This window comes from Amycolatopsis suaedae, from assembly GCF_004214935.1.
Lineage (GTDB): Bacteria > Actinomycetota > Actinomycetes > Mycobacteriales > Pseudonocardiaceae > Amycolatopsis > Amycolatopsis suaedae.
The window spans coordinates 220538-246863 of the sequence record NZ_SFCC01000009.1; the positions used below are offsets into that span (position 1 = coordinate 220538).

Below are 26326 nucleotides of genomic sequence, written 5' to 3' on the forward strand. Positions count from 1 at the left end.
CTCCCCCGCGCCACCCGGTGCGGGGGAGGCGTCGCATCAGGGCTTGCGGACCAGCAGCTGACCCCCTTGGAACTGCCGCTCGTTCTCGTGCGGCTCGCGCAGCATCCGGGCGACCTCCGCGAACCCGGCCCGGCGCAACAGGTTCATCAGGCTGTCCGGTGACCACCGGTACGCGGCGGTGACCTTGTGGTCGAACCGCTCCGGCTCGGGGTCGGGACCGGCGAAGAACCCGAGCAGCAGGTGGCCGCCGGGTGCCAGCACCCGGTGGAACTCGCCGAACACGGCGGGCAGTTCCGGTGGCGGCGTGTGGATGACCGAGTACGACGCGAGGATGCCGCCGAGCGAGGCGTCGGCGAGGTCGAGGGCGCTCATCGTGCCCACGTCGAACCGCAGGTGCGGCTGGGCCTGCCGGGCCAGCGCGATCATCTCGGGGGACAGGTCGATGCCGAAGGCGGACAGCCCCAGCGAGTGCAGGTGCGCGGTCTGATGTCCGGGGCCGCAGCCGAGGTCGGCGACCGGTCCCGCGTCGGCGGCCCGCACGAGCTCGGCGAACGCCGCGAGCATCGCGCGTTCCAGTGGCAGGGTTTCGAGGATATCGCTGAACTTCTCGGCGTAGAGGGGCGCGACGGAGTCGTAGGCGGCCCGGGTGTCGTGCAGGACGTCGGTCATGGGGCGAACCTAGCGCCCGGGTCCGACAGGGCACCGGTAAACCGGTGGAACGAGTCGCCGGTGGTGTGGCAGCGTCTCCACCGGAGATGAGGTGATCCCATGGCCGTACCGTCGCGGCTGGCGCCGCTGCTCGACCAGTTCGACTTCACGCGCCGCCGGCTGGCCGACCGCCTGACCGGCCCGAAAATGGACAGCGGCGACGGGGAGTACGTCGAGGTCCCGGCCATCACCGACGAGGAGTACCTGTGGGAGCCGGTCGCGGGCTGCTGGTCGATCCGGCCGCGCGCCGCGGGCCCGGGGCCCGGTGCGACTCTGCTGGCCGGCACCGGGCCGTGGGGACGCGACGGCGGCCGCCCGCACCCGTGGCCGCCGCCGTTCACCACGATCGCCTGGCGGCTGGCCCACCTGAGCGAGATGCTCGCGCTGCGTGCCGAGTACACGACCGGCGGCCACGCGCTGACCGAGGACGACGTCGTCCATCATGGTGACGCCGCCGGTGGCCTGGCCGCGTTCGAGGCCGCCGCCACGGCGTGGCGGGACGCCCTGGTCACGGTCGGCGACGCCGCGCTCGACGACATCGGGCGCTGCCGTTATCCCTACGGCAGCGATCCCGAGGACGCGTTCGTCGACGTCGTGTGGTGGGTCAACCAGGAACTGCTGCACCACGGCGCGGAAATCGCCATGCTGCGCGACCTGTACCGCTACCTCCGGTAGGCATACAGCTCGGCACGCGTGACGCTGATGTACCGGCAGAACGTGGCGTGGCTGCCGGAGATGCCTGCCGCCGCGCGCTGGCACTTGTCGCAGGCGTCGGAGGCGTAGAAGCTCTGGTAGTGCTGGAACGATCCGCCCGGATGATGCGATCCGTCGCAGCCGCGTGCCGCGGTCACGCAGTCCGCGGCCTGCGACACCCCCGCGCCGCCGAGGAGCAGCCCCGCCGCGAGCGTGGCGGAGGCGACGGCACCCAGTATCTTGCGCAATTCACTCACCCTTCCCGAGTCGACGACCTGCCGTCGACTGTGCCCGGGGCGCCTGGTGAATCGCTTGCGAAATCCTGGCAGAACAGCTTGTCCAGCTGGTAGTCGATCAACGCGATGGCCGCGTCCGGTGTGCGCTGCCCGAGCACGACGCTGGTCTGCAGGCCGTCGATGCTGTTGAGCAGCAGTTCGGCCTCGGTCTTCTGGTCGACCGCCTGGTCGACCGCGCCGGTGTCCTTGCCCCAGGAGATGAGCTTGGCCAGCGTCTCCTCCAGCACCGGCGGGGTGTCGCGGAACGTCGCCGCGAGTGCCTCGTCGGACCGGCTGCGGATGAAGTAGGCCAGGTGCACCAGGTAACGCATCCGGCGGTGCTCGTCCAGCGGCAGCATCTCGACCAGCACCGTGCGCAGCACGCCGCGCGGGGTCGGATCGCCGCCGGAGCCGGCGATCTGCTCCTGTGCCCGTTCGGCCGTGACGCTGTTGAGGATGTCCAGCGCCGACACCAGCAGGTCGTGCCGGGTGCCGAAGTAGTACTGGACCAGCCGCATCGACACGCCGGCCTCCGCGGCCACCCGGCGCAGCGTGACGTCCTCCAGGCCGTTGGTGCTCGCCAGCCGCCAGACCGCCTCGGCGATCTGGCGGCGGCGCAGGTCGTGGTCGACGCGCTTGGGCACGGTTGAGAATCCTACCGCCGCCCGTTTATGATGCGATCGCACCATAAACGAGGCATGGGGGTTCGGATGCGGTTCGACATCGCGCAGATCCTGGGGATGGTCCTGGTCGTGGCCAGCGCACAGGGCCTGATCAGGCAGCTGATCGACCACGAGTCGACCGGGCTGCTCGGCTGGCTGCCGGTCGAGTTCGGCGGCCGGGTCGCCGTCTACGCCGTCGTGCTGGTGCTCGGCGTGCTGCTCACCGGCTGGGCGCACAGCCGCGCCAAGGAGGCGGGCCGCCGCGGGTGAATCAGCGCAACCCCAGCAGTTCCGGCAGCAGCCCGGCGTGCTCGACGATGTGCGTCGGGTGGCCTGCCGCCAGCTCGTCGCGGGTCTGCGCACCGCTGAGCACCCCGACCACGTGACCGGCGCGGGCGGCGTGGCCTGCCTGGATGTCCAGCACCGTGTCGCCTGCGGCGAGGACCCGGCCGGGATCGGTGACCCCGGCCAGTTTCATCGCCCGGTGGATCATGAGCGGCTGCGGACGGCCGCCGCCGACGTCGGCGGCACACACCACGGCGTCGAGCTGATCGCCGACCGTCCAGCCCACGGCGGCCAGCAGGGGATCGGTGATCTGCCGGTCGAACCCGGTGGTCAGCACGACCCGCACACCGTGTTCGCGCAGCGTCGCCAGCGCTTCGGTGACGCCGGGGACCGGTCGCGGCGGGTGCTCGGCGTAGGCGGCGCGCAGCCGGGCGACGAACCGCTCGTGCAGGCGGTCCGCCGCGCCTGGGTCGCCGGTCAGCGCCGCCAGCGCCTCCCGCTTGTCGGCACCCATCCAGCGGCGGATGCCGGCATCGTCGACCGGCGTGCCGTGGCCGGCGACGACCTCGGCGAGCACGCGGTAGACCTGGTTGTCCTCGGCGACGGTGGTGCCGGCGATGTCCAGTGCGGCAAGGGCGATCACGCGTTGTCTCCCAACCGGCGGCGCACCAGCGCGGAGAGCTGGTCGACCAGGATGATCAGTACGAGCACGACCAGGATGTGGGTGAGCATCTGGTCGAAACGGAACAGCTTGATGGACTGGTTGATCAGGAACCCGATCCCGCCCGCGCCGACCAGGCCGAGCACCAGCGACGAGCGCACGTTGACGTCGAACCGGTAGAGCAGCAGCCCGAACAGCTGCGGCGTGACCAGCGGCAGCAACGCGTGCGTGGCCACCTGGACGCGGCTCGCGCCCGCCGAGCGCAGCGCGGTGGCCGGGCCCGGGTCGGCGTCCTCGATCGCCTCGGCCCACAGCTTGCCCATCACGCCGACGTTGTGGAACACCAGCGCCAGCACGCCGGGGAACGGCCCGAGCCCGACGGCGGTGACGAAGATCAGCGCGAACACCACCTCCGGCACCGCCCGCAGGAAGGACAGCACCGAGCGGGCGAGCTGGTAGATCCAGCCCGACGGGGTGGTCCCCCTGGCCGCGAGCAGGGCCAGCGCGAGCGCGAACGGTATCGACAGCGTGGTGCCGAGCAGACCGATCCACAGGGTGACCAACGCGGCTTCCAGACTCGGGCCGAGCACGCCCCAGGACAGGTCCGGCGGGAACGCCTCGCCGAGGAAGTCGGCCATGCCCGTCCAGCCGTCGGCGAGCGCGGCTGGCGAGAAGTCGGTGGCGTCCCAGGCGATGACGTGGGCCACCACGAGCGCGGCGGCGAGCACGCCCGCGCCGAGCAATGCTCTGGGACGGCGGGGTTTCGGCGGCACGGCGAGCCGCCGGACATCGGTGGTCACGGGGTGGCCTCCAGGACGGGGGCGGAGTAGAGGGAGTCGACCGGCTGGCCGGGGGAGCCGTCGAGGACGACGTGGCCGTCGCGCAGCCCGACGATGCGGTCGGCGTGCCGGCGGGCCAGGTCGGGCTGGTGGAGCACGGCCAGCACCGCGAGGCGCTCGTCGTGGGCGAGTTCGGCGAGCAGCGCCAGGACCTGCTCCGCCGCGGCCGGGTCCAAAGCGGACACCGGCTCGTCGGCCAGCAGTACCGGTGCGCGCTGGCACAGTGCCCTGGCCACGGCGACCCGCTGCTGCTGCCCGCCGGACAGGTTCGCGGCCCGGTCGTGTGCCCGGTCGGCGAGGCCGACGCGGTCCAGGCAGGCCATGGCCTCCTCGCGTACCGCGCGGGGGAACAGCGCCGGGGTCAGCGAGGAACGCAGCGGCAGGCGGCCGAGCGCGCCCGCGCACACGTTGTCCAGCGCGCTGCGCCTGCCGACCAGGTGGATGCGCTGGAAGATCAGTGCGACGTCGAGGCGGCCGCGGGGACGTCCGGCGACGGTGACCGAACCGCTGTGCGGCGTCAGCAGCCCGGCGGCGGCCCGCAGCAGCGTGCTCTTGCCCGATCCGTTGGCGCCCAGCACGGCGAGCAGCTCGCCCTCGGCGACCCGGACGTCCACGCCGTGCAGCACCGTGCGATCGCCGAAGCGCGCGGAGATCCCGGACAGCGCCAGCATCAGGCGTCCTTTTCGGACAGACCGAGCTTGTCGGCCAGTTCGAACAGCGGCCGGTAGGTCGCCTGGTCCACCTGGACCAGCGGCCCGGGCGGCGAGACGTCGAGCAGCGCGCCGATCTGCCCGATGGCGGCGGGCGGCAGGCCGAGCAGGGCCTGCCTGATCGCGTTCTTGGCCTCGGGGGCGAGGTCGCCGCGGACGGTCACCGGGTCGTTGGGGATCGGCGCGGACTGCCAGATCTGCCGGAACTTGGCCGGGTCGAAGGTCTTGGCGTCGGTCGCGCTGCGCAGCTGCTGGGAGTTGATCTCCGCGGCGTCGACCTTGCCGTTGGCCAGCGCGAGCAGTGCCTCGGGGTGGCCCCCCGCGTAGTCGATGCGGACGTCGGCGGGGGCGAGGCCGGCGTCGAGCAGTGCCTGCCGGGGCAGGGCGTCGCCGGAGGTGGAGCCGACCGAGCCCAGCGCGAGGGACTTGCTGCGCAGCTGCGCGACCGTGGTGATCGGCGAGCCGGCCGGTACCCAGATGCCGGCGGTGTAGCTGGACAGCTTGCCGGTCGCGTCGCCGAACGAGGCGACGGCCTCGGCCTGGGCGCGGCGGTGGGCGAACACGTAGCCGAGCGGGCCGAAGATGGCGACGTCGAGCTTGTCGTTCTCCATGGCCAGTACCTCGGCCGAGTAGTCGTCGGTGATGGTCAGCTCGACGGGGCAGCTCAGGGCCTGGGACAGGGCGTCGGCGAGGACTTGCGCGGCCGGCGTCAGCCGGGCCGGGTCCTCGAAGGGTTCCACGCCGAAGCGGATCCGGCCGTCCGGGCAGGACGGGTTGGCGCTGCTGGGCTCGGAGGTACCGCAACCGGTGACGACGAGGAGGACGGCGGTCAGTGCGGTGAGGATTCTGCGCATGCTGGCTCCAGTGGACGCGGCGGGGGCGTCGCCGACGTTCGCAGCTCCCCGGCGCCTGGGTCAACAACATAGGTATACAAGTCATTTGGGGTTCATCTGCGGATATAGCGGCGTTTCCGTGCCGACACCTCAACTTGTCCAGTCAGGCTCGGTAGGCTGGCGATCATGCCTGTCCTGCACCGAGCCCTCGCCGCCGAGCTGCGCCGCCGAATCCAGGCAGGCGAGCTGCGCGTCGGCGACTCCCTGCCGTCGGAAGCGCAGCTGTGCCGGGAGTTCGCCACGTCGAGGGGGCCGGTGCGGCAGGCACTGGCCGCGCTGCGTGAGGACGGCCTGATCGGCGGCGGCCAGGGCAGGCGGGCCGTGGTGCTGGACTCGGTGCCCGCGCAGCCGTTCGAGACGTTCCTGTCGTTCACCCGCCGCGCCGAGCTGACCGGGCACCAACCCGGGCAGCAGCTGCAGGAGATCGCCCTGCGCCGCCCGGATCCCGCCGTGGCGGCGGTGCTCCAGATCGAGCCGGACGCCCACGTCGTCCAGCTGGTGCGGCTGCGGCTGCTGGACGGCAGGCCGGCCATGCTGGAACGGATGACCTACACCGAGGCCGTCGGCAGGCCGCTGCTGGACGCCGACCTCGACGCCGGCTCGATCTACGCGTTGCTGCTGGACCGCGGCGTCGACCTGCACAGTGCCCGGCACACCTTCGACGCCGTGCCCGCCGACGAGCTGGACGCGTCGCTGCTGCGGGTGTCCGAGGGCGCTCCGCTGCTGCGGGAGCGGCGGCTGACGTCGGACTCCGTCGGCACGCCGCTGGAATGGTCGGAGGACCGCTACCGGCCCGACGTCGCCACGGTCACCGTGACCAACCGGCGCGGCTCGCGCATCACCCTCACCGACCTGTGAGCCCCGGCTACTCGCCGGGCAGGACGGCCTGACGCGGCGCCGTCCCGGTGCGTGCCGCGGCGAACGCGGCGTCCAGCTCGTCGAGGCCGAACCGGCCCTCGACCAGCTCGGCGAAGGGGAAGCGACCCTGGTGCTCGGCGAGGAAGCCGACGGCGGTGTGCAGGTCGGCCGGGCGGTAGTTGTGCACGCCGGTCACCGTGTGCAGGCCGCGGACCACCCGTTCCGGGTCGATGGCGGCCGCGGGGCCGGGCGACACCGTTCCCGCCAGCACCGCGGTACCCCCGACAGCCAGCTTGTCCAGACAGGTCGCGACGGCCGCCGGCGCGCCGGACAGCTCGACGGCCACGTCGAACTCACCGGCCGGTTCGCCGACCGCCGCGGCGCCGAACGCCCTGGCCCGCTCGCGGCGGGCCGGGTCGGGATCGGCGACGTGGACGTGTGCGCCCGCCGTCGCCGCCATGGCCGCGGCGGTCACGCCGAGCATGCCCGCGCCGGTGATCAGCACGGTCCGGCCCGCCAGGTCGGCCGCCGCGGCACGCAGGGCGGCGACGACGGTCGCGGTGGCACAGGACGCCGGTGCCGCCACGGCGTCGGGCACCATCGCGGGCACCTCGACGATCGTGGTGCCCGGGAGCAGCACGCAGTGGGTTGCGAACCCGCCGGTCAGCGGCCGGTCGGCGCGCAACGGCAGGTGGCCGTACTTGCGCAGTTCGCGGCACTTCTGCGGGATGTCCCGCACACAGCGGTCGCACCGGCCGCAGGACGCGGCCACCGACCAGGTCACCCGCAGCCCTGGCGTCACCGGCGTGCCGTCGAAGCAGCGCGGCGCGGGGTCGCCGACCGCGACGACCGTGCCGACCTGCTCGTGCCCGAGCACACCGGGCACCGGCGAGGGCCGCGCACCCGACACGGTGTGCAGGTCGCTGCCGCACACGGTGGCGAGGTCCACCCGCACGAGCGCCTCCCGCGGCCCCGGCGTGCCGGGGACCTCGGTGGCGACGACGGTGAACGGCCTGCCGGCGCCGTCCCAGCGGGCGTAGCGGGCGGTGATGGTGTCGATCAGCGAGGTCACGGCTCGCACCGTCGCACGCCCGCCTTGTATAGACAAGTAATGCCGGGGAAAGCCAGGGTGAACACCACCATCGTCCGAGGCCGCATACTCGGCCGATGGACTTCGACGTCGACGAGTTCCTGACCCGCCCGCTCACCGCGCGGGTCGCCACCAACGGGCCGACCGTGCGCCCGACCTGGTTCCTCTGGGAGGACCGGACGTTCTGGATCCTTACCGGCCCGTGGGCCACGCTTCCGGAGCGGGTCAGGGCCGATCCCGCGCTCGCGCTCGTCGTCGACGAATGCGACCTCGCCACCGGAGTGGTCCGGCAGGTCATCGCCAGGGGGCGCGCCGAGATCCTGCCCTTCGACATCCCGCGCGGACGCCGCAAGCTGACCCGCTACCTCGGCACCGACGAGGCGGGCTGGGACCCGCGGTTCCGCGACTACCTGCTCGGCGACCCCGCGGAGAAGGGCACCGTCTGGCTGCGGATGAGCCCGGACCGGCTCACCGCCACCGACCTCAGCTACGCCGTCGCTGTGAAGCTGAGCTAACAAGCGACTTCAGAAAGTCCCGATGGACTGCACAGCGGGGCGCGGCCAGACTGCTCGCATGAAGGCACTCATCAAGGTCGCTGAGGGCCCGGGCCTGGAGTACACCGACGTCCCGGACCCGCGGCCGGGGCCGAACGACGTCGTCGTACGTGTGCTGCGGACCGGCATCTGCGGCACCGACCTGCACATCGACGCGTGGGACGACTGGGCCGCGAAGACCATCACCGCGCCGCTGGTGGTCGGCCACGAGTTCGTCGGCGAGGTCGTCGAGACCGGCGCGGCCGTCACCGCCGCCAAGCCGGGCGACCTGGTCAGCGGCGAGGGCCACCTGGTCTGCGGCACCTGCCGCAACTGCAAGGCAGGCAGACGTCACCTGTGTGCCAACACCCGCGGCCTCGGTGTGCACCGCGACGGCGCCTTCGCCGAGTACGCGATGCTGCCCGAGCAGAACGTCTGGGTGCACCGCAACCCGGTCGACCTCGACGTCGCGGCGATCTTCGACCCGTTCGGCAACGCCGTGCACACCGCGCTGTCCTTCCCGGTCATCGGCGAGGACGTGCTGATCACCGGCGCCGGCCCGATCGGCCTCATGGCCGCCGCGGTCGCCCGGCACGCCGGTGCGCGGCACGTCGCCATCACCGACGTCAGCCCGCACCGGCTGGAGCTGGCCAAGCAGGTCGGCGTCGATCTCGCGCTGGACGTCGGCACCGCCTCGATCGCCGACGCGCCGGGGATGCTCGGCATGTCCGAGGGCTTCGACGTCGGCATGGAGATGTCCGGCCAGCCCAGCGCACTGCGCGCGATGATCGACGGCATGGCACACGGCGGCCGGATCGCCCTGCTCGGCCTGCCCGCGACGCAGTTCCCGGTCGACTTCAGCAGCATCGTGCTGAAGATGCTGCACATCAAGGGAATCTACGGCCGGGAGATGTTCGAGACCTGGTACTCGATGTCGGTGCTGCTGGAGGCCGGCCTCGACCTGAGCCCGGTCATCACACACCGGTACCGCAGTGCCGACTACGCCCAGGCGTTCGCCACCGCACGGCAGGGAAACTGCGGCAAGATCATTCTCGATTGGACGGAGGACTGATGTACGGCGCGATGCGCGAGGACCTGCGGGACGGGCTGGACCGGATCCGTGCCGAAGGCCTGTACAAGGCGGAACGGGTCATCGGCACCCCACAGCGCGCCAACGTGCGGGTCGGCGACGGCGCGGAGGTCATCAACTTCTGCGCCAACAACTACCTCGGCCTCGCCGACCATCCCGCGCTGGTCGAGGCGGCGAAGTCGGCGCTGGACGAGTGGGGCTTCGGCATGGCCTCGGTCCGGTTCATCTGCGGAACCCAGGAGCCGCACAAGCGGCTGGAGACCGCGCTGTCGCGGTTCCTCGGCACCGAGGACACCATCCTGTACAGCTCGTGCTTCGACGCCAACGGCGGCCTGTTCGAGACCCTGCTGGCCGACCAGGACGCGGTGATCTCCGACGAGCTCAACCACGCCTCGATCATCGACGGCGTCCGGCTGAGCAAGGCAAGGCGGCTGCGTTACCGCAACCGCGACATGGCCGACCTGGAGCGTCAGCTCAAGGAGTCCGCCGACGCGCGGTACCGGCTCATCGCCACCGACGGCGTGTTCTCCATGGACGGCTACCTCGCGCCACTGGACGAACTGTGCGACCTCGCCGACCGCTACGACGCGCTGGTCATGGTCGACGACTCGCACGCCGTCGGCTTCACCGGCCCCAGCGGCGCGGGCACGCCCGAGCTGTTCGGCGTGACCGACCGGGTCGACATCGTCACCGGAACGCTCGGCAAGGCCCTGGGCGGCGCCAGCGGCGGCTACGTGTCCGGCCGCGCGGAGATCGTGGAGATGCTGCGGCAGCGCTCGCGGCCGTACCTGTTCTCCAACTCGCTGGCGCCGTCGATCACCGCGGCGTCGCTGGCCGCGCTGGACCTGCTCAGCTCGTCCGGCGAGCTGCGGGACCGGCTGCGGGCCAACGCGACGCTGTTCCGGGAGCGGATGACGGCGGAGGGATTCGAGCTGCTGCCCGGCGAGCATCCGATCATCCCGGTGATGATCGGGGACGCGGCGCGGGCGTCGCGGCTCGCCGATCTGCTGCTGGAGCAGGGAATCTACGTGATCGGGTTCTCCTACCCGGTGGTGCCGCGCGGCAAGGCGCGGATCCGCACGCAGATGTCGGCCGCGCACTCGGCCGACGACATCAACCGCGCGGTCGACGCGTTCGTGGCCGCCCGGGCGAAGCTCGACCGGGAGTGACGAGCAGGCCGTCCAGCACGGTACGGATGAGCGGATGCTCCTCGCTGCCGCGCCGGACGGCCACGAACACCCGCCGCCGCGGTGCCGACCGCCCGATCGGCACCGCGACGGCGCCGTCGGCCGCGGTGAACGCGTTGCGCGGCACCAGCGCGATGCCCGCGCCCGCGGCGACCAGCGCGACGATCGCGCTGAAGTCGTCGGAGGTGTGCGTGACCCGCGGGCTCGCGCCGGCGAGTTCGACGACGTCGCGGCACGGGTTGCCGGGCAGCGGCGCGATCCAGTCGTCGTCACCGCCGGACAGCTCCTTCAGGCCGATCGATCGGCGGCCGGCCAGCCGGTGGCCTGCCGGAAGCACCGCGTCGAACGGTTCGCTGTACAGCGGGTAGCGGATGACCCGCAGGTCGGTGCGGTGCGAGGGCCGGTACTCCTCGGTGATCGCGACGTCGATCTCGCCGTCGAGCAGCAGCGGCAGGCTGGTGTGCCCCTCGGCGTCGCGAACCACCACCGTGACGTCCGGTGTGGACTGCCGCAGCCGCTGGATCGCGGGCGCGACCACCTGCGTGATGGCCGAGGCGAAGCTGGCCAGCTCGACCCGGCCGCGGGCGCCGGTGGTGAACGAGGCCAGCGTGGCCTGCGCCCGTTCCAGCTCGGCGGTGACGGCGTTGGCGTGCTGGACGAGCAGCTCACCGGCCGCGGTCAGCGACACCCGCCTGCCCCGGCGGTGTAGCAGCTCCTGCCCGGTCTCGGCCTCCAGGGTGGCCAGCTGCTGGGACACGGCCGACGGCGTCAGGTGCAGTGCCTCGCCCGCCGCGGTCACCGTGCCGTGGTCGGCCAGCGCCTGCAGCACCCGGAGCCTGCGGGGATCAATCTGTGTCATCTGTCCTCGCTCCGCTCGGACGTCGTTCGGGCCCCCTTAGTCGGCGTCTTCCCTCCTCGCCGTCGGCCGCGGAGCGGCCTTTGGGCTCGTCAGTCCAGACGCCGACGGGCCCGACCGGTGCGGGTCAGCTTGCCACGATGCAGGTCACCCGGTCATTGTCCGGTGGCGCTGGGCAGGAGAGCGGGACACCCCGCCGTCGCGTAGGACGCGTCGTACTCGAAATGCCACTTCTCGTTGTCGTAGCGGCGGCACCAGCCCAGCTTGCCGCCGTTGCGCTCGACCCAGGCGGCCGACGCCAGCGGCTGGATGTCCACCGCGATTCCCTTGACGTGCATCGACTTGTCCGGCGGCAGCACGTACCGGCCGGCCAGCTCGGGGGTGCCGAACCGCCGGACGGCGTCGTCGAACTCGTGTTGCTGCTGGCCCGCGCTGCGCTTGCCGTCGTTCACGCACAGTTTCACCCCGGCCGCCTCGGCGGCCGAGCGCAGCCGGTTCCATGCTTCCAGCACGTCCGGCCGCAGTCCCTCGGGCTGCTCGTCGACGTAGCGCTGGTCCAGTGAGCACTGCGGGCCGGTCGTCGGGCCGGGGACGTAGTCGACGACGAACTCCGCCCGCCCGGCGGCCCGGTCGACGGTGAGTGGCGTCTCGACGGCGGTGGCCAGGCCCACCAGGGCCGCCACCGCGAGCGTCACCGCCACCACCACGCTGATCAGGAGTCTGCCGGACACCGCATCGAAGCTACCGATGTGGTCTACGCCACCGCCAGTGTTGGTGATCCTGCCCTCAGATCGTCCATTTCGGACAACCTGAGGGCAGTTCGCTCACCGGCTGGAGCCGACCAGTTCCCGCTTCTCGTCCGGGTCGTCCTCCAGCGCGCTGCCCTCGACGTCGAGCGCCGGCAGCCAGCGCAGCCAGCTCGGCAGCCACCAGGCCCGCTCGCCGAGCAGCGCCAATGCGGCCGGGACCAGCACCATCCTGACCACAAAGGCGTCCACCAGGATGCCGATCGCCAGCGCGAACGCGATCGACTTGATCGTGGCGTCACCGGCGGGGACGAAGCCGGCGAAGACCGAGAACATGATCAGCGCCGCCGCGACGACGACCGGGGCGGCCTGCCGGAAGCCGGACACGACGGCGTCCCGGGAGGACAGCCCGCGATGGTGTGCCTCGTGCATGCGTGAGACCAGGAACACCTGGTAGTCCATGGCGAGCCCGAACAGGATGCCGATGACGATGATCGGGGTCAGGCTGATCAGCGGGCCGGTGCTGTCAAGGTTGACCGCGTCGCCCAGCCAGCCCCACTGGAACACCGCGACGGTCGCGCCGAGCGACGCGCCGATGGTCAGCAGGAACCCGAACACGCCGACGAGCGGCACCAGCAGGGACCGGAAGACCAGCACGAGCAGCAGCAGCGCCAGGCCGACGACCACCACCAGGTAGACCGGCAGGGCGGCGTCCAGGGTCACCGCCACGTCCACGCTGACCGCCGTGGCTCCGGTGACCGACGCGGTGACGCCGTCGAGCCCGGACAGCTTGCCGCGGATGTCGGTGACCAGCTGCTCGGTCGCCTCGCTGGTCGGCCCGGACTTCGGGATGACCGTGACCAGCGCGGCGCTGCGGTCGGCGTTGGGCATGGCGGGCGCGACCATGGCGACGTCGTCCAGCGGCTGGATCAGCTGCCCCGCCTGGGCGGCGGCGGCCGGGGCGTCGCGGCCCTCGATCAGGACGACCAGCGGGCCGTTGACCCCGGCGCCGAAGTTCTCCGCGATGAGCTGCTCGGCGCGGGCCTGGGTGGAGCCCTCCGGCTGACGCGGGACGAGCGTCGTCTGCAGGGAGAACAGCGGGACGGCGACGACGGCGAGGCCGACGACCGTCACCAGCAGCGCGGGCAGCCGTCCGCGGACGACGGTGCGCACCCAGCCACCGAACACGCCGCGCTCGGGCCGGGGACCGGCACCGGAGCGCTCCCGCTTGGGCAGGACGCGGCGGCCGAGGTAGCTGAGCACTGCCGGGACGAGCGTGACGGCGATGAGCACGGCCACGACGATGGTCGCCGCGGCGGCGATACCCATCTGGGTCAGGAACGGGATACCGGCGACGGCCAGCCCGGCCAGCGCGATGACGACGGTGAGCCCGGCCGTGACCACCGCGGACCCGGCGGTGCCGACGGCCGTGGCGATGGCGGGGCCGACGTCGGCGCCGTCGCGGAGTTCCTGCCGGTAGCGGTTGATGATGAACAGGGCGTAGTCGATGCCGACGGCCAGGCCCAGCATCGTGGCCAGGATCGGGGTCGTGGACTGCAGGTCCATGAAGCCGGTGGCGATGGTGACGCCCAGTGCGCCGATCCCGACGCCGACGGCCGCCGTGAGCAGGTTCATCCCGGCCACGGCCAGCGAACCGTAGGTGAGCGCCAGGATCAGCAGGGCGACGACGACACCGATCACCTCGGCCGCGCCGCCGATCTCCGGTGGCGCGGTCATGGCCTCACCGGTGACCTCGACCGTCAGCCCGCCGGCGCGGGCGGACTCGGCGGCCGCGAGCAGCGCGTCCCGCTGTTCGGGCTTCATGTCGCCGACGGTGGAGTTGTAGGTGACCGTGCTGTAGGCGGTGTCGAGGGCGGGATTGACCGTCGGGGCCGCCGGGTCGAGCGGGTTGCTGGCGCTGGCGACGCCGGGCAGCGTCCGCAGCTCGGCGACCAGGTCGTTCACGGCCTTGGTCTGGGGCGGTGCGACCAGTTTCTGCCCGTCGGGTGCGCGGACCACGACGCGGGCGGTCGCCCCGCCGGAGCCGAACTCGCTCTGGATGCGCTCCATCGCGGTCGTGGACTCCTGGCCGGGGATGGAGAAGCTGTTCGAGGTGGTGCCGGACAGCGTGACCGCGCCGACCGCGGTCGCCGCCAGTACGAGCAGCCAGACGATCACCACCGGCAGCCGGCGGCGGTGCGCGCCGAGTCCGAGTCGGTACAGCAGGCGTGCCATGTCGATCAGGCCTTTCCGTGTTCGGTTTCCGGGCGCGCGGCGTGGTGGTAGCCGAGTGCGTCCAGGCAGGTCGCGACGATGTGCGGCCGCCAGCCGGTGCGCTCACCGGCGCGGTTGGCGGCCAGGCTGAGGACCGCGAGGGCGCTCAGCGCGCCCATCACCCGCACCAGCCGTTCGGGGTCCCCCGTTTGGGGATCGAGTGCGAAGATCTCGAAGATCCGGCCACCGTCGCCGGCGATGTCGCCGGTCTTGGGGTCGGAGGTGTCCGGATGGCTCAGCGGGCCGAGTGCCAGCGCGACCAGACCCGGCCGGTCCAGTGCGATGTCGACCAGCAACTCCAGTGCCCGCCGGTCTCGCGCCTGCCCGGGGGGCAGGTCGGCGACCATGCCGTGGACCCGCTCGCTCTGCACCCTCACCACGTCCTGTGCGGCTGTGAACAGGGCATCCTTGGTGGGGAAGTGGTGCAGCAGGCCGGCCTTGGACAGCCCGACGGCATCCGCGACGGCCTGCAGCGACGTCTGGGCGAAGCCGTGCTGCGCGAACAGGCTGGCCGCGCCTTCGAGGATTTCCTCGTCGACGTGCTCTCGGAACGATCGGGGCATGCCCACGACGTTAACAGCGTTTACGACCGGATCGGTCGGCTAACCGACCATTTCGGTCGGAGACCTTCGTCACCTCACCGAGTGAAGCTGTCGATCACGCTCCGATACCGAAATGTGGAGAAACCTGGTGACTATGGTCTTGACCACACCAGGCGAAACAATGTAAACACAACGATACACAGATGAAACGGCAGCAAGGCCACATGCTGAACTGTCGTACGGGCATCCGCGACGGAGACGCCAACATGATCGTGACGGTGACGCTCAACCCGAGCCTCGATCGGACCATTGAGGTGTCCCAGCTGGTCCCGGGTGCGATGATGCGTGCGACCGGCACGTGGCTGGACCCCGGCGGCAAGGGGGTCAACGTCGCCAGGGCGCTCACCGTGCACGGTATCCCTTCCTGTGCCGTCGTTCCACGCAACGGAGCCGCGGGTGACGAGCTGGTGGCGCTGCTCATCGCCGGTGGTATCGACGTGCGTGCCGTCGCGGTCAGCGGTTACACGCGATCCAACGTCAGCCTCACCGAACCCGACGGAACCGTCACGAAGGTCAACGAACCGGGCGGGCAGCTCGGCGAGGCCGACCTCGAGGACATCGTGCGCACCGTGCTGGCCGCCGCCGAGCAGGCGGAGTGGGTGGTGGCCAGCGGCAGCCTGCCGCCGGGCGTGCCCGACACGTTCTACGCCGAACTCGGGCACGCGCTGCGTGATCTCGGCGTGCGGTTCGCGGTGGACACGTCCGGTCCGGCGCTGCGGGCCGCCCTCGCGGCGGAGCCCGCGCTGGTCAAGCCGAACCGGGACGAGCTCGCCGAGTTCGCGGGGCACCCGATCACCACCGTCGCCGACGTGGTGCGCGTGGCCGAGCGGATGCGGCGCGACGGCGCGGGCACCGTGCTCGCCAGCCTCGGAGCCGACGGCGCGGTGCTGGTCGACGCACGGGGTGTGCGGTGTGGCGATTCGCCGGTCGACGGCGGCGGACGCAGTTCGGTCGGAGCAGGCGACGCGATGCTCGCCGGGTTCCTGGCCGCCGGCAGCACCGGTGGTGACGCACTGGTCGAAGCCTTGTCGTGGGGGGCCGCGGCGGTCCGGATGCCGGGCAGTCGCATGCCGGCGCCGGAGGACGTGGACCGGTCCACGGTCCGCCTCCACCAGCCGCCGGACCTTTCCCGGCCGTTGAGCGGTCCCCATGAGGTGTACGGATTGGAGCAGATTCGATGACGAGTCCCGCAGATCTGAAGAACTTACAAGGCAACGGCTTCCGTGCCAGAGTGCAGCGTTTCGGTGGCCATCTCGCCGGGATGGTCATGCCGAACATCGGCGCGTTCATCGCGTGGGGCTTGATCACCGCACTGTTCATCCCGACGGGGTGGCTGCCCAACGAGACGCTGAACGCGCTGGGCGAGCCGATGATCAAGTTCCTGCTGCCGATCCTGATCGGGTACACCGGCGGCAGGCTGGTACACGGTCAGCGCGGCGCGGTGATCGGCGCGATCGCCACGGTCGGGGTCATCGCCGCGGCCGAGTCGCCGATGTTCCTCGGCGCCATGATCATCGGCCCGGCCGCCGCGGCGGTGCTGAAGGGCTTCGACCGGCTCATCGACGGCAAGATCAAGTCCGGCTTCGAGATGCTGGTCAACAACTTCAGCACCGGCATCATCGGCGGCGCGATGGCCGTGCTCGGCCTGGTCACGGTCGGCCCGCTCGTCGACGGGCTGACGTCGCTGGCCGGCAAGGGCGTCGACTTCCTGGTCGACAACAGCCTGCTGCCACTGGTGTCGGTGATCGTCGAACCGGCGAAGGTGCTGTTCCTCAACAACGCCATCAACCACGGCGTGCTCAGCCCGCTGGCGGCGTCGGAGTCCAGCAGCGTCGGCCAGTCGCTGCTGTTCATGATCGAGAGCAACCCGGGGCCGGGACTGGGAATCCTGATCGCGTTCTTCATGTTCGGCCCGCGCGTGGTGCGGCCGAGCGTGCCCGGCGCGATGATCATCCACTTCCTCGGCGGCATCCACGAGATCTACTTCCCGTACGTGCTGATGAAGCCGAGGCTGATCCTGGCCGCGATCGGTGGCGGCATGGCAGGCGTGGCCACCGCGATGATCACCAACTCGGGTCTGGTCGCGTCGCCGTCGCCGGGCAGCATCTTCGCCTACATCGCGGTGACGCCGAAGGGCGGGCACCTCAGCGTGCTGCTGTCCATTGTGGTCGCCACCGGTGTGTCGTTCCTGCTCGCCGCGATGCTGCTGCGGTTCGGCCGCGGGGCCGACGAGCTGGTCGACGTACCCGCGGTCAACGCGAAGACACCCGCGAAGGCGAAGGTCGGCGCGTCGACGGCGCCGTCCTCGGGCGAGACGCGGGTCGTCGCCGGCAAGGACGTCAAGAAGCTGCTGGTCGCCTGCGACGCGGGCATGGGCAGCAGCGTGATGCTGGCCAGCCAGATGCGCACCAGGCTCAAGCCGTACGGCGTGACCGTCGAGCACGTGCCGGTCAACGACATCCCGGACGACGCGCAGGTGGTGCTCACCCACACCGACCTGGCCGAGCGGGCGAGGGCGTCCGCGCCGAACGCCGTCGTGGTGCCGTTCAACGCCTTCCTCGGCGACCCGGTGTTCGACGAGGTGGAGAAGGCCATCAAGGACGGCGAGGAGATCCGGGGCTGACCCGGTAGTCGAGGAGGACTCATGCCCAGCAAGCAGGTCGTGGTCGCGTCCAGGATCGGGCTGCACGCCCGGCCGGCCGCGGTGGTCGCGAAGACCGCGGGGGAGCAGGAGGTGAAGGTCCGGATCAGCGCCGGTGACCGGCCGGCGGTGGACGCCGGCAGCCTGATCTCGATCCTCGCCCTCGGCGTCTCCGGCGGTGACACGGTCACCATCGAGGCGGAGGGCCCGGGTGCGGAGGAGGCGCTGGAGGCGGTGGCCGCGGTACTGACCACCGACCTCGACGACGCCCCGGCGAAGGCCGCCAGCGCCTGACCGTCCGGGGCCCCACAGCACGTGAAGGCCACCTTCACCACGTGAGACGTGATGAAGGTGGCCTTCACGTGCTTCAGCCGTCGTCACCCCTGTGGGTGATCGTCGGGACGGCTCGCGTCATGGCCGTCGTCCGGCCGCGTTCCGGCTGCGAGAGCAGTCGTGCGGAGGAGGACACCGATGTCGAGGCGAGCTGGTATGACGTTGCCGTTGCGGGCCGGCGATCGGCTGCCGCTCCTGCTGGTCGCGGTGCTGATCGGGGCGCTGGTCGCGGGGCTGCTCAGCGCGATGTGACCGTTCGGCAGCAGTACCGCCGGCGGTTCGCCGTGACCTAACCGGCGAAGTCGATCAGTACCTCGGCGAGGCGTTGCGGCTGGTCCTCGGGGATCAGTGTGGAGGAGCCGGCGATCTCGACCAGGCGGCCCCGTGGATACAGCTCGGCCAGGCGGGGACCGTGTTCGCGCGGCATGAGCCGGTCCTCGGCCGCCCACACCACGAGCACCGGACGGTCGAAATCCCGCAGTCGCTCGCTCCACGTCAGCAGGGTCGCCCTGTCGGGTGCACCGGTGGCGAACTTGGCGAAGTCCCTGCGGATCTCGGCGCTGCCGCGGGCGGGGGCGAACCAGTCGTCGAGCACCTCGTCGGGGGCGCCACGCAGGCTCATGCCGCCGTAGCCGTTGCGGGCGTTCCGGATCGGCCGGATCCGGAGCAGTTGCATCAGCAGCCACACCCCGCCGGGCAGGCCGGCGATCCGGCTCACGGCCTTCGCCGGGCCGGGCGGGAAGTTGTCGAACGCCTCGCGCGCCACCAAGGCCAGCTTGCCGACGCGGTCCGCGCGGCCCTCGGAGATCAGGAACTGGCCGCCGCCCCAGTCGTTGAGTACCAGCGTCACGTCCCGCGGGTGTCCTCGTACTCGACGGGGCCGGCGGACAGTTCGATTCGGGGCATAGAAACAGTCTAACTGAAACCTTCGTCACAGTCGTACCCGAGTTTCAGCCTGGCTGTTACTTTGGCGGCGTGAGCGAACCGAAGCCGACGAAGGCATCTCGCATCAACGAGCTGAACGCGACCATCCGGTACGCCATGTGGTCGGTGTTCCGGTCCCGTTCACCGCTGCCGGACCGGCGCGCGTCGTGTACCGCCGAGCTGGAGGAACTGCTGGCCGGCCTGGCCGGCGACGGTGTCGTCACCCGCGGGCTCTACGACGTCTCGGGTTTCCGCGCGGACGCCGACGTCATGGTGTGGTGGCACGCTCCGGACTCCTCGGCGTTGCAGCGGGCCTACGCCCGGTTGCGCCGGACGGTGCTCGGCTCGCACCTGGAGCCCGTGTGGTCGCAGGTGGCGCTGCACCGGCCCGCCGAGTTCAACCGGAGCCACCTGCCCGCGTTCCTGGCCGGGGAGGATCCCCGCGACTTCGTGTGCGTGTACCCGTTCGTGCGCTCCTACGACTGGTACCTGCTGCCGAAGGCCGAGCGCGGGGAACTGCTCGCCGAGCACGGGCAGCAGGCCCGCGGGTTCCCGGACGTGCGGGCGAACACGGTGTCGTCGTTCGCGCTCGGCGACTATGAGTGGATCCTCGCGTTCGAGGCCGACGAGCTGCACCGGCTGGTCGACCTGATGCGTGCGCTGCGGGCCTCCGGTGCCCGGCGCCATGTCCGCGAGGAGACCCCGTTCTACACCGGTCCGCGCCGCGGCCCGGCCGACATCGTCGCCGCACTGCCGTAGGGGGCACCGATGACCGCGTTCCTGCTGAGTGTCCACGTCATCGGCGCCATCGTGCTGATCGGGCCGATCACGGTGGCCGCGAGCCTGTTCCCCCGGTACGGCCGCGAAGCGCTGCGCGACGGGTCCGACGGTGCGGTGGTGAAGCTGCTGCACCGGATCAGCGTCGGTTACAGCGTGGCCGCCGTCGCCGTGCCCGTGTTCGGCGTCGCCACCGGCGCCAAGCTGGGGGTGCTCACCGACCCGTGGCTGCTGGTCTCGATGGCGCTGACCGCGCTGGCGGTCGTCCTGCTCGCGGTGGTGATCGTGCCGGAACAGCGCCGGATTCTCGCGGTCATCACCGGGCAGGCGCCCGATGACTCCGTGACGGCACGGCTGAAGCGGCTGTCCATGGTGACCGGGATGTTCGCGCTGACCTGGGTCGTCGTCACCGTCCTGATGATCGTCCGGCCCGGCTCTACGACGGGGGTGTGAGATGAGCACGCAGACGCCGTCGCCGCGGGTGTGGCAGGCGCTGAAGGCCGTCTCGGTCGCCGAGCTGGCCACCCTGGTGGTGCTGCTGGCCAACGTGGCCACCGTCCACCTGCCGGTGGTCTCGTCGTTGTTCGGGCCGCTGCACGGCAGTGCCTACCTCGCCACCATCGCGCTCACCTGGGTGGCGGGCTGTCCGGGCCGGGGCAAGGCCATGGCGCTGATCCCCGGCATCGGCGGTCTGCTCGTCGTCCGCACGGCAGCGCCGCTGACCAGCGGGAAATAGATCCGGGAGCCGTCTCGTTAGGGTTAGATGCAAATGCATAGAACCTGAGGAGGCGGTCATGCAGTTCGGAGTGTTCTCCGTCAGCGACATCACCAGGGACCCGGTGTCGGGCGAGACGCCGAGCGAAGCCGACCGGATCGACGCGCTCGTGCGGATCGCGCAGAAGACCGAAGAGGTGGGGATGGACGTCTTCGCCATCGGCGAGCACCACAATCCACCGTTCGTGTCGTCGGCGCCCTCAACGCTGCTGTCCTACATCGCGGCGACCACCAAGCGACTGGTCGTGTCGACCTCGACGACGCTGATCACGACCAACGACCCGGTGCGCATCGCCGAGGAGTACGCGCTGCTCCAGCACCTTTCCAAGGGTCGGATGGACCTCATGCTCGGCCGCGGCAACACCGCGCCGGTGTACCCGTGGTTCGGCCAGGACATCCGCCAGGGCCTGCCGCTGGCGCTGGAGAACTACAACCTGCTGCACCGGCTGTGGCGGGAGGACGTCGTGGACTGGGAAGGCAATTTCCGCACGCCACTGCAGGGCTTCACCTCGACCCCGCGCCCGCTGGACGACGTGCCGCCGTTCGTCTGGCACGGCTCGATCCGCACCCCGGAGATCGCCGAGCAGGCCGCGTACTACGGCGACGGATTCTTCGCCAACAACATCTTCTGGCCCAAGGAGCACTACATGCGCCTGATCCGGTTCTACCGGCAGCGCTACGCCCACTACGGCCACGGCACCGAGAAGCAGGCCATCGTCGGGCTCGGCGGACAGGCCTACATCGCCCGCCGGTCCCAGGACGCCAAGCGTGACTTCCGGCCGTACTTCGACGAGGCACCGGTCTACGGGCACGGGCCGTCCATGGAGGACTTCATGGAGATGACGCCGCTGTCGGTGGGCAGCCCGCAGGAGGTCATCGACAAGACGCTGACCTTCCGCGAGCACTTCGGCGACTACCAGCGGCAGATGTTCCTGATGGACCACGCCGGCCTGCCGCTGGGGACCGTCCTGGACCAGCTGGAGCTGCTCGGCGGCGAGGTCGTCCCGACCCTGCGCAAGGAACTGGCCGCCCGCCGCGACCCCGAGGTGCCGGACGCGCCGACCCACGCCGGCCTGGTCAAGGCCAAGTACGGCGACACCCCGCCGCGGCAGCCCAGGCCGAACGCCAACCGCGGCGACAACGTGACCGGGGCGTCGCCGTACCAGGACACCGCCCCGGAGGTCCGGGCGAGCTACCCGAGCCTGTGATGGCGCTGGCCAACAACGCGTGGGAGGCACTGATGTCCGCCTACGCCGTGCTGATGAAGCAGTTCGCCGCCGAGGCGATCTGGCGGGACGTGTCCATGCGGGAGTACGACGTGCTCTACACACTGTCCAAATGCGACGATCCGGTGCGGATCGGCGAGCTGAACCGGCATGTGCTGCTCAGCCAGCCCGCGCTGTCCCGCATGGTCGACCGGCTGGTGGCCCGCGGGTTCGTCGCGCGGGACACCGATCCCGCCGACGGCCGGGGGGTGCTGCTCCGGCTGACCGAGGCCGGCGCGCGGACGCAGCGGGAGATCGGCAGGCAGCACGCCCGCGGGGTGGCGCGGGCCGTCGCGGGGCGGCTGACGCCCGAGGAGATCGCACAGCTGGAATCGATCGGCCGCAAGCTGGCGGCACAGAACGGAGAGGACTCATGAGCGGCTTCGACCTGGTGGTCGTCACAGCGGGAACGGGCGACCCGTCGTCGACGAGGATGCTGGCCGACCGCGTCGCCCAGCGGGTCGGCGCGATCGCGGACAAGCGGGGCGAGCCGGTGCGGGTGCGGGTGATCGACCTGCGGGAGATCGCCGGTGAGATCACCACCGCGCTGGTGTCCCAGCTGACCGGGCCGAAGCTGGCGAAGGCGGTGGAGGCCCTTGGTGCGGCCGACGGCATCGTGGTCAGCACCCCGGTCTACAAGGCCGGGCCCAGCGGGTTGTTCACCTCGTTCTTCCAGGTGCTGGACAACGACCTGCTGATCGCCAAGCCGGTCGTGCTCGCCGCCACCGCGGGCACCGCCCGGCACGCCCTGGTCGTCGACGAGCAGCTGCGCTCGCTGTTCGCCTACCTGCGCACCACGACCGTGCCGACGTCGCTGTTCGCCTCCACGGAGGACTGGGGCGACCCGGCGCTGAACAAGCGCGTCGACCGCGCCGCGTTCGAGCTGGTGCTGCTGATGGAGAGCGGGTTCGCCAAGCAGGTGCGGGACGAGTCCTGGCACAGCTACCAGCACGAGTTCGGCAGCGCGGGCGGGACGGAGGTCGACATCGATCTCGACTCCGACCTCATGCGGCTGGCGGCAGGCGGCCGGCCGGCACTGTGATCAAGACCACGAAGTTGCAGAGCCTGCAAGTTTGCAGGCTCTGCAATTTTCTTGCTACACAGGAATGGTGTCCGAACAGGTAACCGGTCTGCGGGAACGGAAGAAGGCCGCCACCCGCCGTGAACTCGTGTCCGCCACCCTGCGCCTGGTGGCCGAGCGGGGGATCGACGAGGTGACGGTCGAGGACATCAGCGCCGCCGCCGGTGTCTCACCACGCACGTTCTTCAACTACTTCGCGTCGAAGGAGGACGCGCTGCTCTCGCCCTATCCCGACGTCGAGGAGCGCAACCGCGAGGTCGTCGAGCGGTTCCTGGCCATGCCGGCCGGTGTCGCGCCCGTCCCGGCGCTGGCCGAGGCGATGCGGCCGGCGGTCATGGCGATCGAGGACGATCCCGAGGAATGGCTGATCCGGATGAAGGTCGTGGCCGACAACCCGGCGCTGCTGGCCCGCATCCTGGTCGCCCAGGCGCCCAGCGAGGAGGCGCTGCTGGCGGCCGTCGCCACCCGGACCGGGCTCGACCCGGTGCGGCACCTGTACCCGCGGCTGGTGCTGTCCGCGGTCCACGGCGCGACGACGACGGCGGTCCGCCAGTGGCAGATCGCCGACGGGAAGTCGTCGCTTTCCGGCCTGCTCGACGAGGCGTTCGCCTGCCTCACCGCCGGCCTGCCGGCACCCGATCCCGCGTCGTGATCCGGCGACGTCTAGGAGTTCTCCGCAGTATGAAGGGGTTTTCGTGAGCGTTACCGCAGAGAGCCCGGAGAGATCCGGGCAGCAGATGAACAGAACGGGAGTGCTCCAGGCCTTCTCCGGCCTGCTCATGGGCATGTTCGTGGCCATCCTGGCCTCGACCGTGGTGGCCAACGCGCTGCCGCGCATCGTGTCCGAGCTCGGCGGCTCCCAGTCGTCCTACACCTGGGTGGTCACCACCGAGCTGCTGGCGATGACGGCGACCGTGCCGTTGTGGGGCAAGCTCGCCGACCTGTACAACAAGAAGCTGCTGGTGCAGTTGTCGCTGGCGCTGTTCGTCGTCGGTTCGCTGGTGGCCGGGTTCTCGACCAGCATCGAGGTCCTGATCGGCAGCCGGATCGCGCAGGGCGTCGGCGCCGGCGGCCTCACGGCGCTGGCCCCGATCATCCTGGCGCTCATCGTCTCGCCCCGTGAACTGGGCAAGTACAACGGCGTCTTCGGCGCCGTGTTCGCCGTCGGCACCGTCGCCGGGCCGCTCATCGGCGGTCTCATGGTGGACACGTCGTGGCTGGGCTGGCGCTGGTGCTTCTTCCTCGGTGTGCCGCTGGCCCTGGCGGCGATCGTCCTGCTGCAGCGGACGCTGAACCTGCCGACCGTGCGCAAGGAGGTGCGGGTCGACTACCTCGGCGCCGCGCTGCTCATGAGCGGCGTGTCGGTGCTGCTGGTGTGGTCGTCGCTGGCCGGTCACCAGTTCGAGTGGGGTTCCTGGCAGACGGCGGCGCTGGTCGCCGGCGGCCTGGCGCTGCTGGGTGCGGCGTTGTACGTCGAGTCGCGGGTGCCGGAGCCGATCCTGCCGCTGCGGCTGTTCCGCAACCGGACGGTCACGCTGACCACGCTGGCCAGCTTCCTGGTCGGTACCGCCATGTTCGCCGGGACGGTGTTCCTGTCCCAGTACTTCCAGCTGTCGCTGGGCAAGTCGCCGACGGAGGCGGGCCTGCTGAGCCTGCCGATGATCTTCGGCCTGCTCGTGTCGTCCACTGTGTCCGGTCAGCTGATCAGCCGCACCGGCGTCTGGCGGGCACACGTGCTGCTGGGCGGCATCCTGCTGGTCGCGGGTCTGCTGCTGTTCGGCACGATCGACGCACACACGCCGGTGCTGCTGCTCAGCGTCTACATGGTGGTGCTCGGTGTCGGCATCGGTCTGCTGATGCAGAACCTGGTGCTGGTGGCGCAGAACGACGTGCCGGTCACCGACCTGGGCACGGCGACGTCGACACTGTCGTTCTTCCGCAGCCTCGGCGGATCGATCGGGGTGAGCGCGCTGGGTGCCGTGCTGGCCAGCCGGGTCGGGACGCTCACCGCCGAAGGGCTCGGCATCCCGATGCCGGAGACCGGCGGGGGCGGCTCACACGCCGTGCCGAACCTCGCCACGCTGCCCGAGCCGGTGGCGACCGTGATCCGCGACGCCTACGGCGAGGCCACCAGCGAGATCTTCCTGATCGGCGCACCGATCGCCGTGCTGGCGTTCGTGGTGCTGCTGTTCATCCGGCAGATCCCGCTGAAGACCCAGAGCGGCGCGGAGCGGCTCGCCGCCGAGTCCGCCCAGTAGGCCGGGCCGTCCTCACCCGGCGGGGCAGTGCGCGCCGGGTGAGGGCAGGACCCGGTCGGTGAGGTAACGCAGCACGGCGTCCCTGGTGCACGGTGTCCGCGTCGCGGCGCCGTGCCCCATGCCGTCGTAGGTCAGCAGCGTCGCCCTGGGCAGCTGCCGGGCCACCCGGACCGCACCCGCGTGCGGCGTCGAGGCGTCGTAGCGGGCGTTGAGCACCAGGACCGGCGGCGCGGCCGGTGCGTGCAGCCTGCGTTGCGGGTTGGTCGCGGGCACCGGCGGGTTGATGCACAGTGACGCGATCTCGAACGCGGACTCCCGCATGTCCGGGGCCAGCCGCCGGGACTGTTCCCGCAGGCGCTGCGCCGCGGCGAACGACCGGGTGCGGTTGACGTTGTCCGCACACGACAGGTAGATCGGCAGCCGGATCGGTTCGCCTGCGGCCACCGTCCGGGGCTGCCCGGCCGTTCCGCCGGAGAGCCTGGCGATGTCGGCGGCCACGCCGGGCAGGTCCGGCCGGGTCAGCGGCGAGACGATCCGGCTGGTGAGCCCGGACGGGGTGAGCGGGCGTGCGGGGTCGTCGGGGTCGGGCAGGCTGCCCTGCTCCGCCCTGGTGAACAACGCGGCGACCGTCGCGCGGACGTCGGTGCCGTGCAGCGCGCAGTCCGGCGTGCGGTCGCACCAGGCGACGAACTGGCCGAACGACTCCTGCGCGGCCACGGCGCCGGTGCGGGCGAACGTGTCGGAGTCGACGCTGTGGTCGAACACGGCGTCGAGGATCAGCGTGCGGATGCGGTCCGGGAACCGCTCGGCGTACATCTGCCCGTGCACCGTGCCGTAGGACAGGCCGTACAGGTTGATCGTGGACTCGCCGAGTGCCGCCCGCAGCGCGTCGACGTCCCTGGCGATGTCGTTGCTGTCGAGGTGGTCGAACACCGGGCCGGTGCGGCGGCGGCAGTCCGCGCCGACGTCGGCCTGCGTGGCCAGCAGCCGGTCGAACCCCGCCTGGTCGGCGGGTTCGGGCAGCTGCTGCAGCCGGGCGACCACCGCGGGATCGCACACCACCGGGTTACTGCGGCCGACCCCGCGCGGGTCGAACCCGACGATGTCGAACCGGCGCGCCACCTCGGGCGGGAACACCAGCCGGAAGATCGCGTCGTCGGTGACCGCCTGCACGCCCGAGCTACCCGGCCCCGCGGGCAGGTAGACCAGCGTGCCCACCCGGGCGGCCGGGTCGCCTGCCGTGCGGCGGGCCACGGCCATCGACAGCCGTTCGCCGTCCGGCTCGCGGTGGTCCACCGGCACGTTCACGGC

The 26326-nt window shown here is 71.3% G+C and carries 30 protein-coding genes and 1 pseudogene; 17 read left to right on the forward strand and 14 right to left on the reverse strand.

Features of this window, described 5'->3' with window-relative positions; genetic code table 11:
- Positions 1–36: 36 nt before the first annotated feature.
- Positions 37–669 carry a class I SAM-dependent methyltransferase gene (locus EWH70_RS19225; protein ID WP_130476828.1) on the reverse strand — a complete coding sequence of 211 codons (633 nt, stop codon included), beginning with the start codon at positions 667–669 and terminating at the stop codon, positions 37–39.
- A gap of 99 nt (positions 670–768) precedes the next feature.
- On the opposite strand from EWH70_RS19225, the gene EWH70_RS19230 reads away from it, so the two are divergent.
- Complete coding sequence (locus tag EWH70_RS19230) at positions 769–1383, forward strand: DinB family protein (protein WP_130476829.1); 615 nt, start codon at positions 769–771, stop codon at positions 1381–1383.
- Here the strand turns inward: EWH70_RS19230 and EWH70_RS19235 are convergent.
- Complete coding sequence (locus tag EWH70_RS19235) at positions 1371–1649, reverse strand: hypothetical protein (RefSeq protein WP_130476830.1); 279 nt, start codon at positions 1647–1649, stop codon at positions 1371–1373. The genes EWH70_RS19230 and EWH70_RS19235 overlap by 13 nt on opposite strands.
- Before the next feature lie 5 nt (positions 1650–1654).
- A complete protein-coding gene (locus tag EWH70_RS19240; protein WP_130476831.1) occupies positions 1655–2320 on the reverse strand; it encodes a TetR/AcrR family transcriptional regulator in 666 nt (221 codons plus the stop codon).
- Positions 2321–2374: 54 nt separating this feature from the next.
- Between EWH70_RS19240 and EWH70_RS19245 the strand changes: the two genes are divergently transcribed.
- Positions 2375–2608 carry a hypothetical protein gene (locus tag EWH70_RS19245; RefSeq protein WP_240687066.1) on the forward strand — a complete coding sequence of 78 codons (234 nt, stop codon included), beginning with the start codon at positions 2375–2377 and terminating at the stop codon, positions 2606–2608.
- A gap of 1 nt (position 2609) precedes the next feature.
- Here the strand turns inward: EWH70_RS19245 and EWH70_RS19250 are convergent, their stop codons facing one another.
- Genes EWH70_RS19250 through EWH70_RS19265 form a run of 4 tightly spaced genes read right to left on the reverse strand, consistent with a single transcriptional unit; the run spans position 2610 to position 5687 of the window.
- Positions 2610–3266: a phosphonatase-like hydrolase gene (locus tag EWH70_RS19250; RefSeq protein ID WP_130476832.1), complete on the reverse strand. Its 657-nt coding sequence runs from the start codon at positions 3264–3266 to the stop codon at positions 2610–2612.
- Positions 3263–4084, reverse strand: a complete 822-nt coding sequence (gene phnE / locus EWH70_RS19255; RefSeq protein ID WP_130476833.1) for a phosphonate ABC transporter, permease protein PhnE — start codon at positions 4082–4084, stop codon at positions 3263–3265. Before phnE ends, EWH70_RS19250 begins: the two co-directional genes overlap by 4 nt.
- Positions 4081–4794, reverse strand: a complete 714-nt coding sequence (locus tag EWH70_RS19260; protein WP_130476834.1) for a phosphonate ABC transporter ATP-binding protein — start codon at positions 4792–4794, stop codon at positions 4081–4083. Before EWH70_RS19260 ends, phnE begins: the two co-directional genes overlap by 4 nt.
- Positions 4794–5687 (reverse strand): phosphate/phosphite/phosphonate ABC transporter substrate-binding protein, encoded by an 894-nt coding sequence (locus EWH70_RS19265; RefSeq protein WP_130476835.1) that lies wholly within the window; start codon positions 5685–5687, stop codon positions 4794–4796. The genes EWH70_RS19260 and EWH70_RS19265 overlap by 1 nt, the downstream gene beginning before the upstream one ends.
- Positions 5688–5852: 165 nt before the next feature.
- Here EWH70_RS19265 and EWH70_RS19270 point away from each other — a divergent pair, with 165 nt between their 5' ends.
- Entirely contained in the window at positions 5853–6584 is a 732-nt protein-coding gene (locus EWH70_RS19270; protein WP_205669172.1) for a GntR family transcriptional regulator, read from the forward strand.
- 7 nt (positions 6585–6591) lie between these two features.
- Here EWH70_RS19270 and EWH70_RS19275 read toward each other — a convergent pair whose 3' ends face one another.
- Positions 6592–7656, reverse strand: a complete 1065-nt coding sequence (locus tag EWH70_RS19275) for a zinc-binding dehydrogenase (RefSeq protein ID WP_205669173.1) — start codon at positions 7654–7656, stop codon at positions 6592–6594.
- A 95-nt stretch (positions 7657–7751) separates the two neighbouring features.
- Here EWH70_RS19275 and EWH70_RS19280 point away from each other — a divergent pair, with 95 nt between their 5' ends.
- The 3 genes from EWH70_RS19280 to EWH70_RS19290 are packed head-to-tail and all read left to right on the forward strand — an operon-like array spanning position 7752 to position 10466.
- Positions 7752–8189 carry a pyridoxamine 5'-phosphate oxidase family protein gene (locus tag EWH70_RS19280; RefSeq protein WP_130476837.1) on the forward strand — a complete coding sequence of 146 codons (438 nt, stop codon included), beginning with the start codon at positions 7752–7754 and terminating at the stop codon, positions 8187–8189.
- 58 nt (positions 8190–8247) lie between these two features.
- The gene (tdh, locus tag EWH70_RS19285; protein ID WP_130476838.1) at positions 8248–9279 is read left to right on the forward strand and encodes an L-threonine 3-dehydrogenase; all 1032 of its coding nucleotides are present in this window, start codon (positions 8248–8250) and stop codon (positions 9277–9279) included.
- Positions 9279–10466: a glycine C-acetyltransferase gene (locus EWH70_RS19290; protein ID WP_130476839.1), complete on the forward strand. Its 1188-nt coding sequence runs from the start codon at positions 9279–9281 to the stop codon at positions 10464–10466. Before tdh ends, EWH70_RS19290 begins: the two co-directional genes overlap by 1 nt.
- Here the strand turns inward: EWH70_RS19290 and EWH70_RS19295 are convergent.
- The 4 genes from EWH70_RS19295 to EWH70_RS19310 all read right to left on the reverse strand — a co-directional run bounded on the left by EWH70_RS19295 (position 10411) and on the right by EWH70_RS19310 (position 14923).
- Positions 10411–11343: a LysR family transcriptional regulator gene (locus tag EWH70_RS19295; protein ID WP_130476840.1), complete on the reverse strand. Its 933-nt coding sequence runs from the start codon at positions 11341–11343 to the stop codon at positions 10411–10413. The two genes, EWH70_RS19290 and EWH70_RS19295, sit on opposite strands and share 56 nt — an antisense overlap.
- 152 nt (positions 11344–11495) lie before the next feature.
- Complete coding sequence (locus EWH70_RS19300; protein WP_240687067.1) at positions 11496–12071, reverse strand: D-alanyl-D-alanine carboxypeptidase family protein; 576 nt, start codon at positions 12069–12071, stop codon at positions 11496–11498.
- A 93-nt stretch (positions 12072–12164) separates the two neighbouring features.
- Complete coding sequence (locus EWH70_RS19305) at positions 12165–14321, reverse strand: MMPL family transporter (protein WP_130476841.1); 2157 nt, start codon at positions 14319–14321, stop codon at positions 12165–12167.
- Positions 14322–14326: 5 nt separating this feature from the next.
- A complete protein-coding gene (locus tag EWH70_RS19310) occupies positions 14327–14923 on the reverse strand; it encodes a TetR/AcrR family transcriptional regulator (RefSeq protein WP_130476842.1) in 597 nt (198 codons plus the stop codon).
- A 182-nt stretch (positions 14924–15105) separates the two neighbouring features.
- Here EWH70_RS19310 and pfkB point away from each other — a divergent pair, with 182 nt between their 5' ends.
- Genes pfkB through EWH70_RS19325 form a run of 3 tightly spaced genes read left to right on the forward strand, consistent with a single transcriptional unit; the run spans position 15106 to position 17897 of the window.
- Positions 15106–16143, forward strand: a complete 1038-nt coding sequence (pfkB, locus tag EWH70_RS19315) for a 1-phosphofructokinase (protein ID WP_240687068.1) — start codon at positions 15106–15108, stop codon at positions 16141–16143.
- Between the two features lie 50 nt (positions 16144–16193).
- Complete coding sequence (locus EWH70_RS19320; protein ID WP_240687069.1) at positions 16194–17585, forward strand: PTS mannitol transporter subunit IIBC; 1392 nt, start codon at positions 16194–16196, stop codon at positions 17583–17585.
- A 21-nt stretch (positions 17586–17606) separates the two neighbouring features.
- Positions 17607–17897: an HPr family phosphocarrier protein gene (locus EWH70_RS19325; RefSeq protein WP_130476844.1), complete on the forward strand. Its 291-nt coding sequence runs from the start codon at positions 17607–17609 to the stop codon at positions 17895–17897.
- A gap of 328 nt (positions 17898–18225) precedes the next feature.
- Here the strand turns inward: EWH70_RS19325 and EWH70_RS19330 are convergent.
- Positions 18226–18789 (reverse strand): annotated as a pseudogene (locus EWH70_RS19330) (alpha/beta hydrolase); the annotation flags it as partial.
- Between the two features lie 122 nt (positions 18790–18911).
- Here EWH70_RS19330 and hemQ point away from each other — a divergent pair.
- The 8 genes from hemQ (at position 18912) to EWH70_RS19370 (ending at position 25015) form a co-directional block, all read left to right on the forward strand.
- Complete coding sequence (gene hemQ / locus EWH70_RS19335; RefSeq protein ID WP_338078586.1) at positions 18912–19619, forward strand: hydrogen peroxide-dependent heme synthase; 708 nt, start codon at positions 18912–18914, stop codon at positions 19617–19619.
- Between the two features lie 9 nt (positions 19620–19628).
- The gene (locus tag EWH70_RS19340; protein WP_130476845.1) at positions 19629–20090 is read left to right on the forward strand and encodes a DUF2269 family protein; all 462 of its coding nucleotides are present in this window, start codon (positions 19629–19631) and stop codon (positions 20088–20090) included.
- Position 20091: 1 nt separating this feature from the next.
- A complete protein-coding gene (locus tag EWH70_RS19345; protein WP_130476846.1) occupies positions 20092–20373 on the forward strand; it encodes a DUF3817 domain-containing protein in 282 nt (93 codons plus the stop codon).
- Between the two features lie 58 nt (positions 20374–20431).
- On the forward strand, positions 20432–21619 hold the full coding sequence (locus EWH70_RS19350; protein ID WP_130476847.1) for an LLM class flavin-dependent oxidoreductase: 1188 nt from the start codon (positions 20432–20434) through the stop codon (positions 21617–21619).
- Between the two features lie 32 nt (positions 21620–21651).
- Positions 21652–22053, forward strand: a complete 402-nt coding sequence (locus EWH70_RS19355; protein ID WP_240687071.1) for a MarR family winged helix-turn-helix transcriptional regulator — start codon at positions 21652–21654, stop codon at positions 22051–22053.
- Positions 22050–22718, forward strand: coding sequence for a CE1759 family FMN reductase (locus EWH70_RS19360; protein ID WP_130476849.1), 669 nt, complete (start codon positions 22050–22052; stop codon positions 22716–22718). The genes EWH70_RS19355 and EWH70_RS19360 overlap by 4 nt, the downstream gene beginning before the upstream one ends.
- A 64-nt stretch (positions 22719–22782) precedes the next feature.
- Positions 22783–23409: a TetR/AcrR family transcriptional regulator gene (locus EWH70_RS19365; protein ID WP_130476850.1), complete on the forward strand. Its 627-nt coding sequence runs from the start codon at positions 22783–22785 to the stop codon at positions 23407–23409.
- An 85-nt stretch (positions 23410–23494) separates the two neighbouring features.
- A complete protein-coding gene (locus EWH70_RS19370) occupies positions 23495–25015 on the forward strand; it encodes an MDR family MFS transporter (protein ID WP_130476970.1) in 1521 nt (506 codons plus the stop codon).
- Positions 25016–25027: 12 nt separating this feature from the next.
- Here the strand turns inward: EWH70_RS19370 and EWH70_RS19375 are convergent, their stop codons facing one another.
- The gene (locus tag EWH70_RS19375; protein ID WP_165436335.1) at positions 25028–26323 is read right to left on the reverse strand and encodes an alpha/beta hydrolase; all 1296 of its coding nucleotides are present in this window, start codon (positions 26321–26323) and stop codon (positions 25028–25030) included.
- Positions 26324–26326 lie beyond the last annotated feature (3 nt).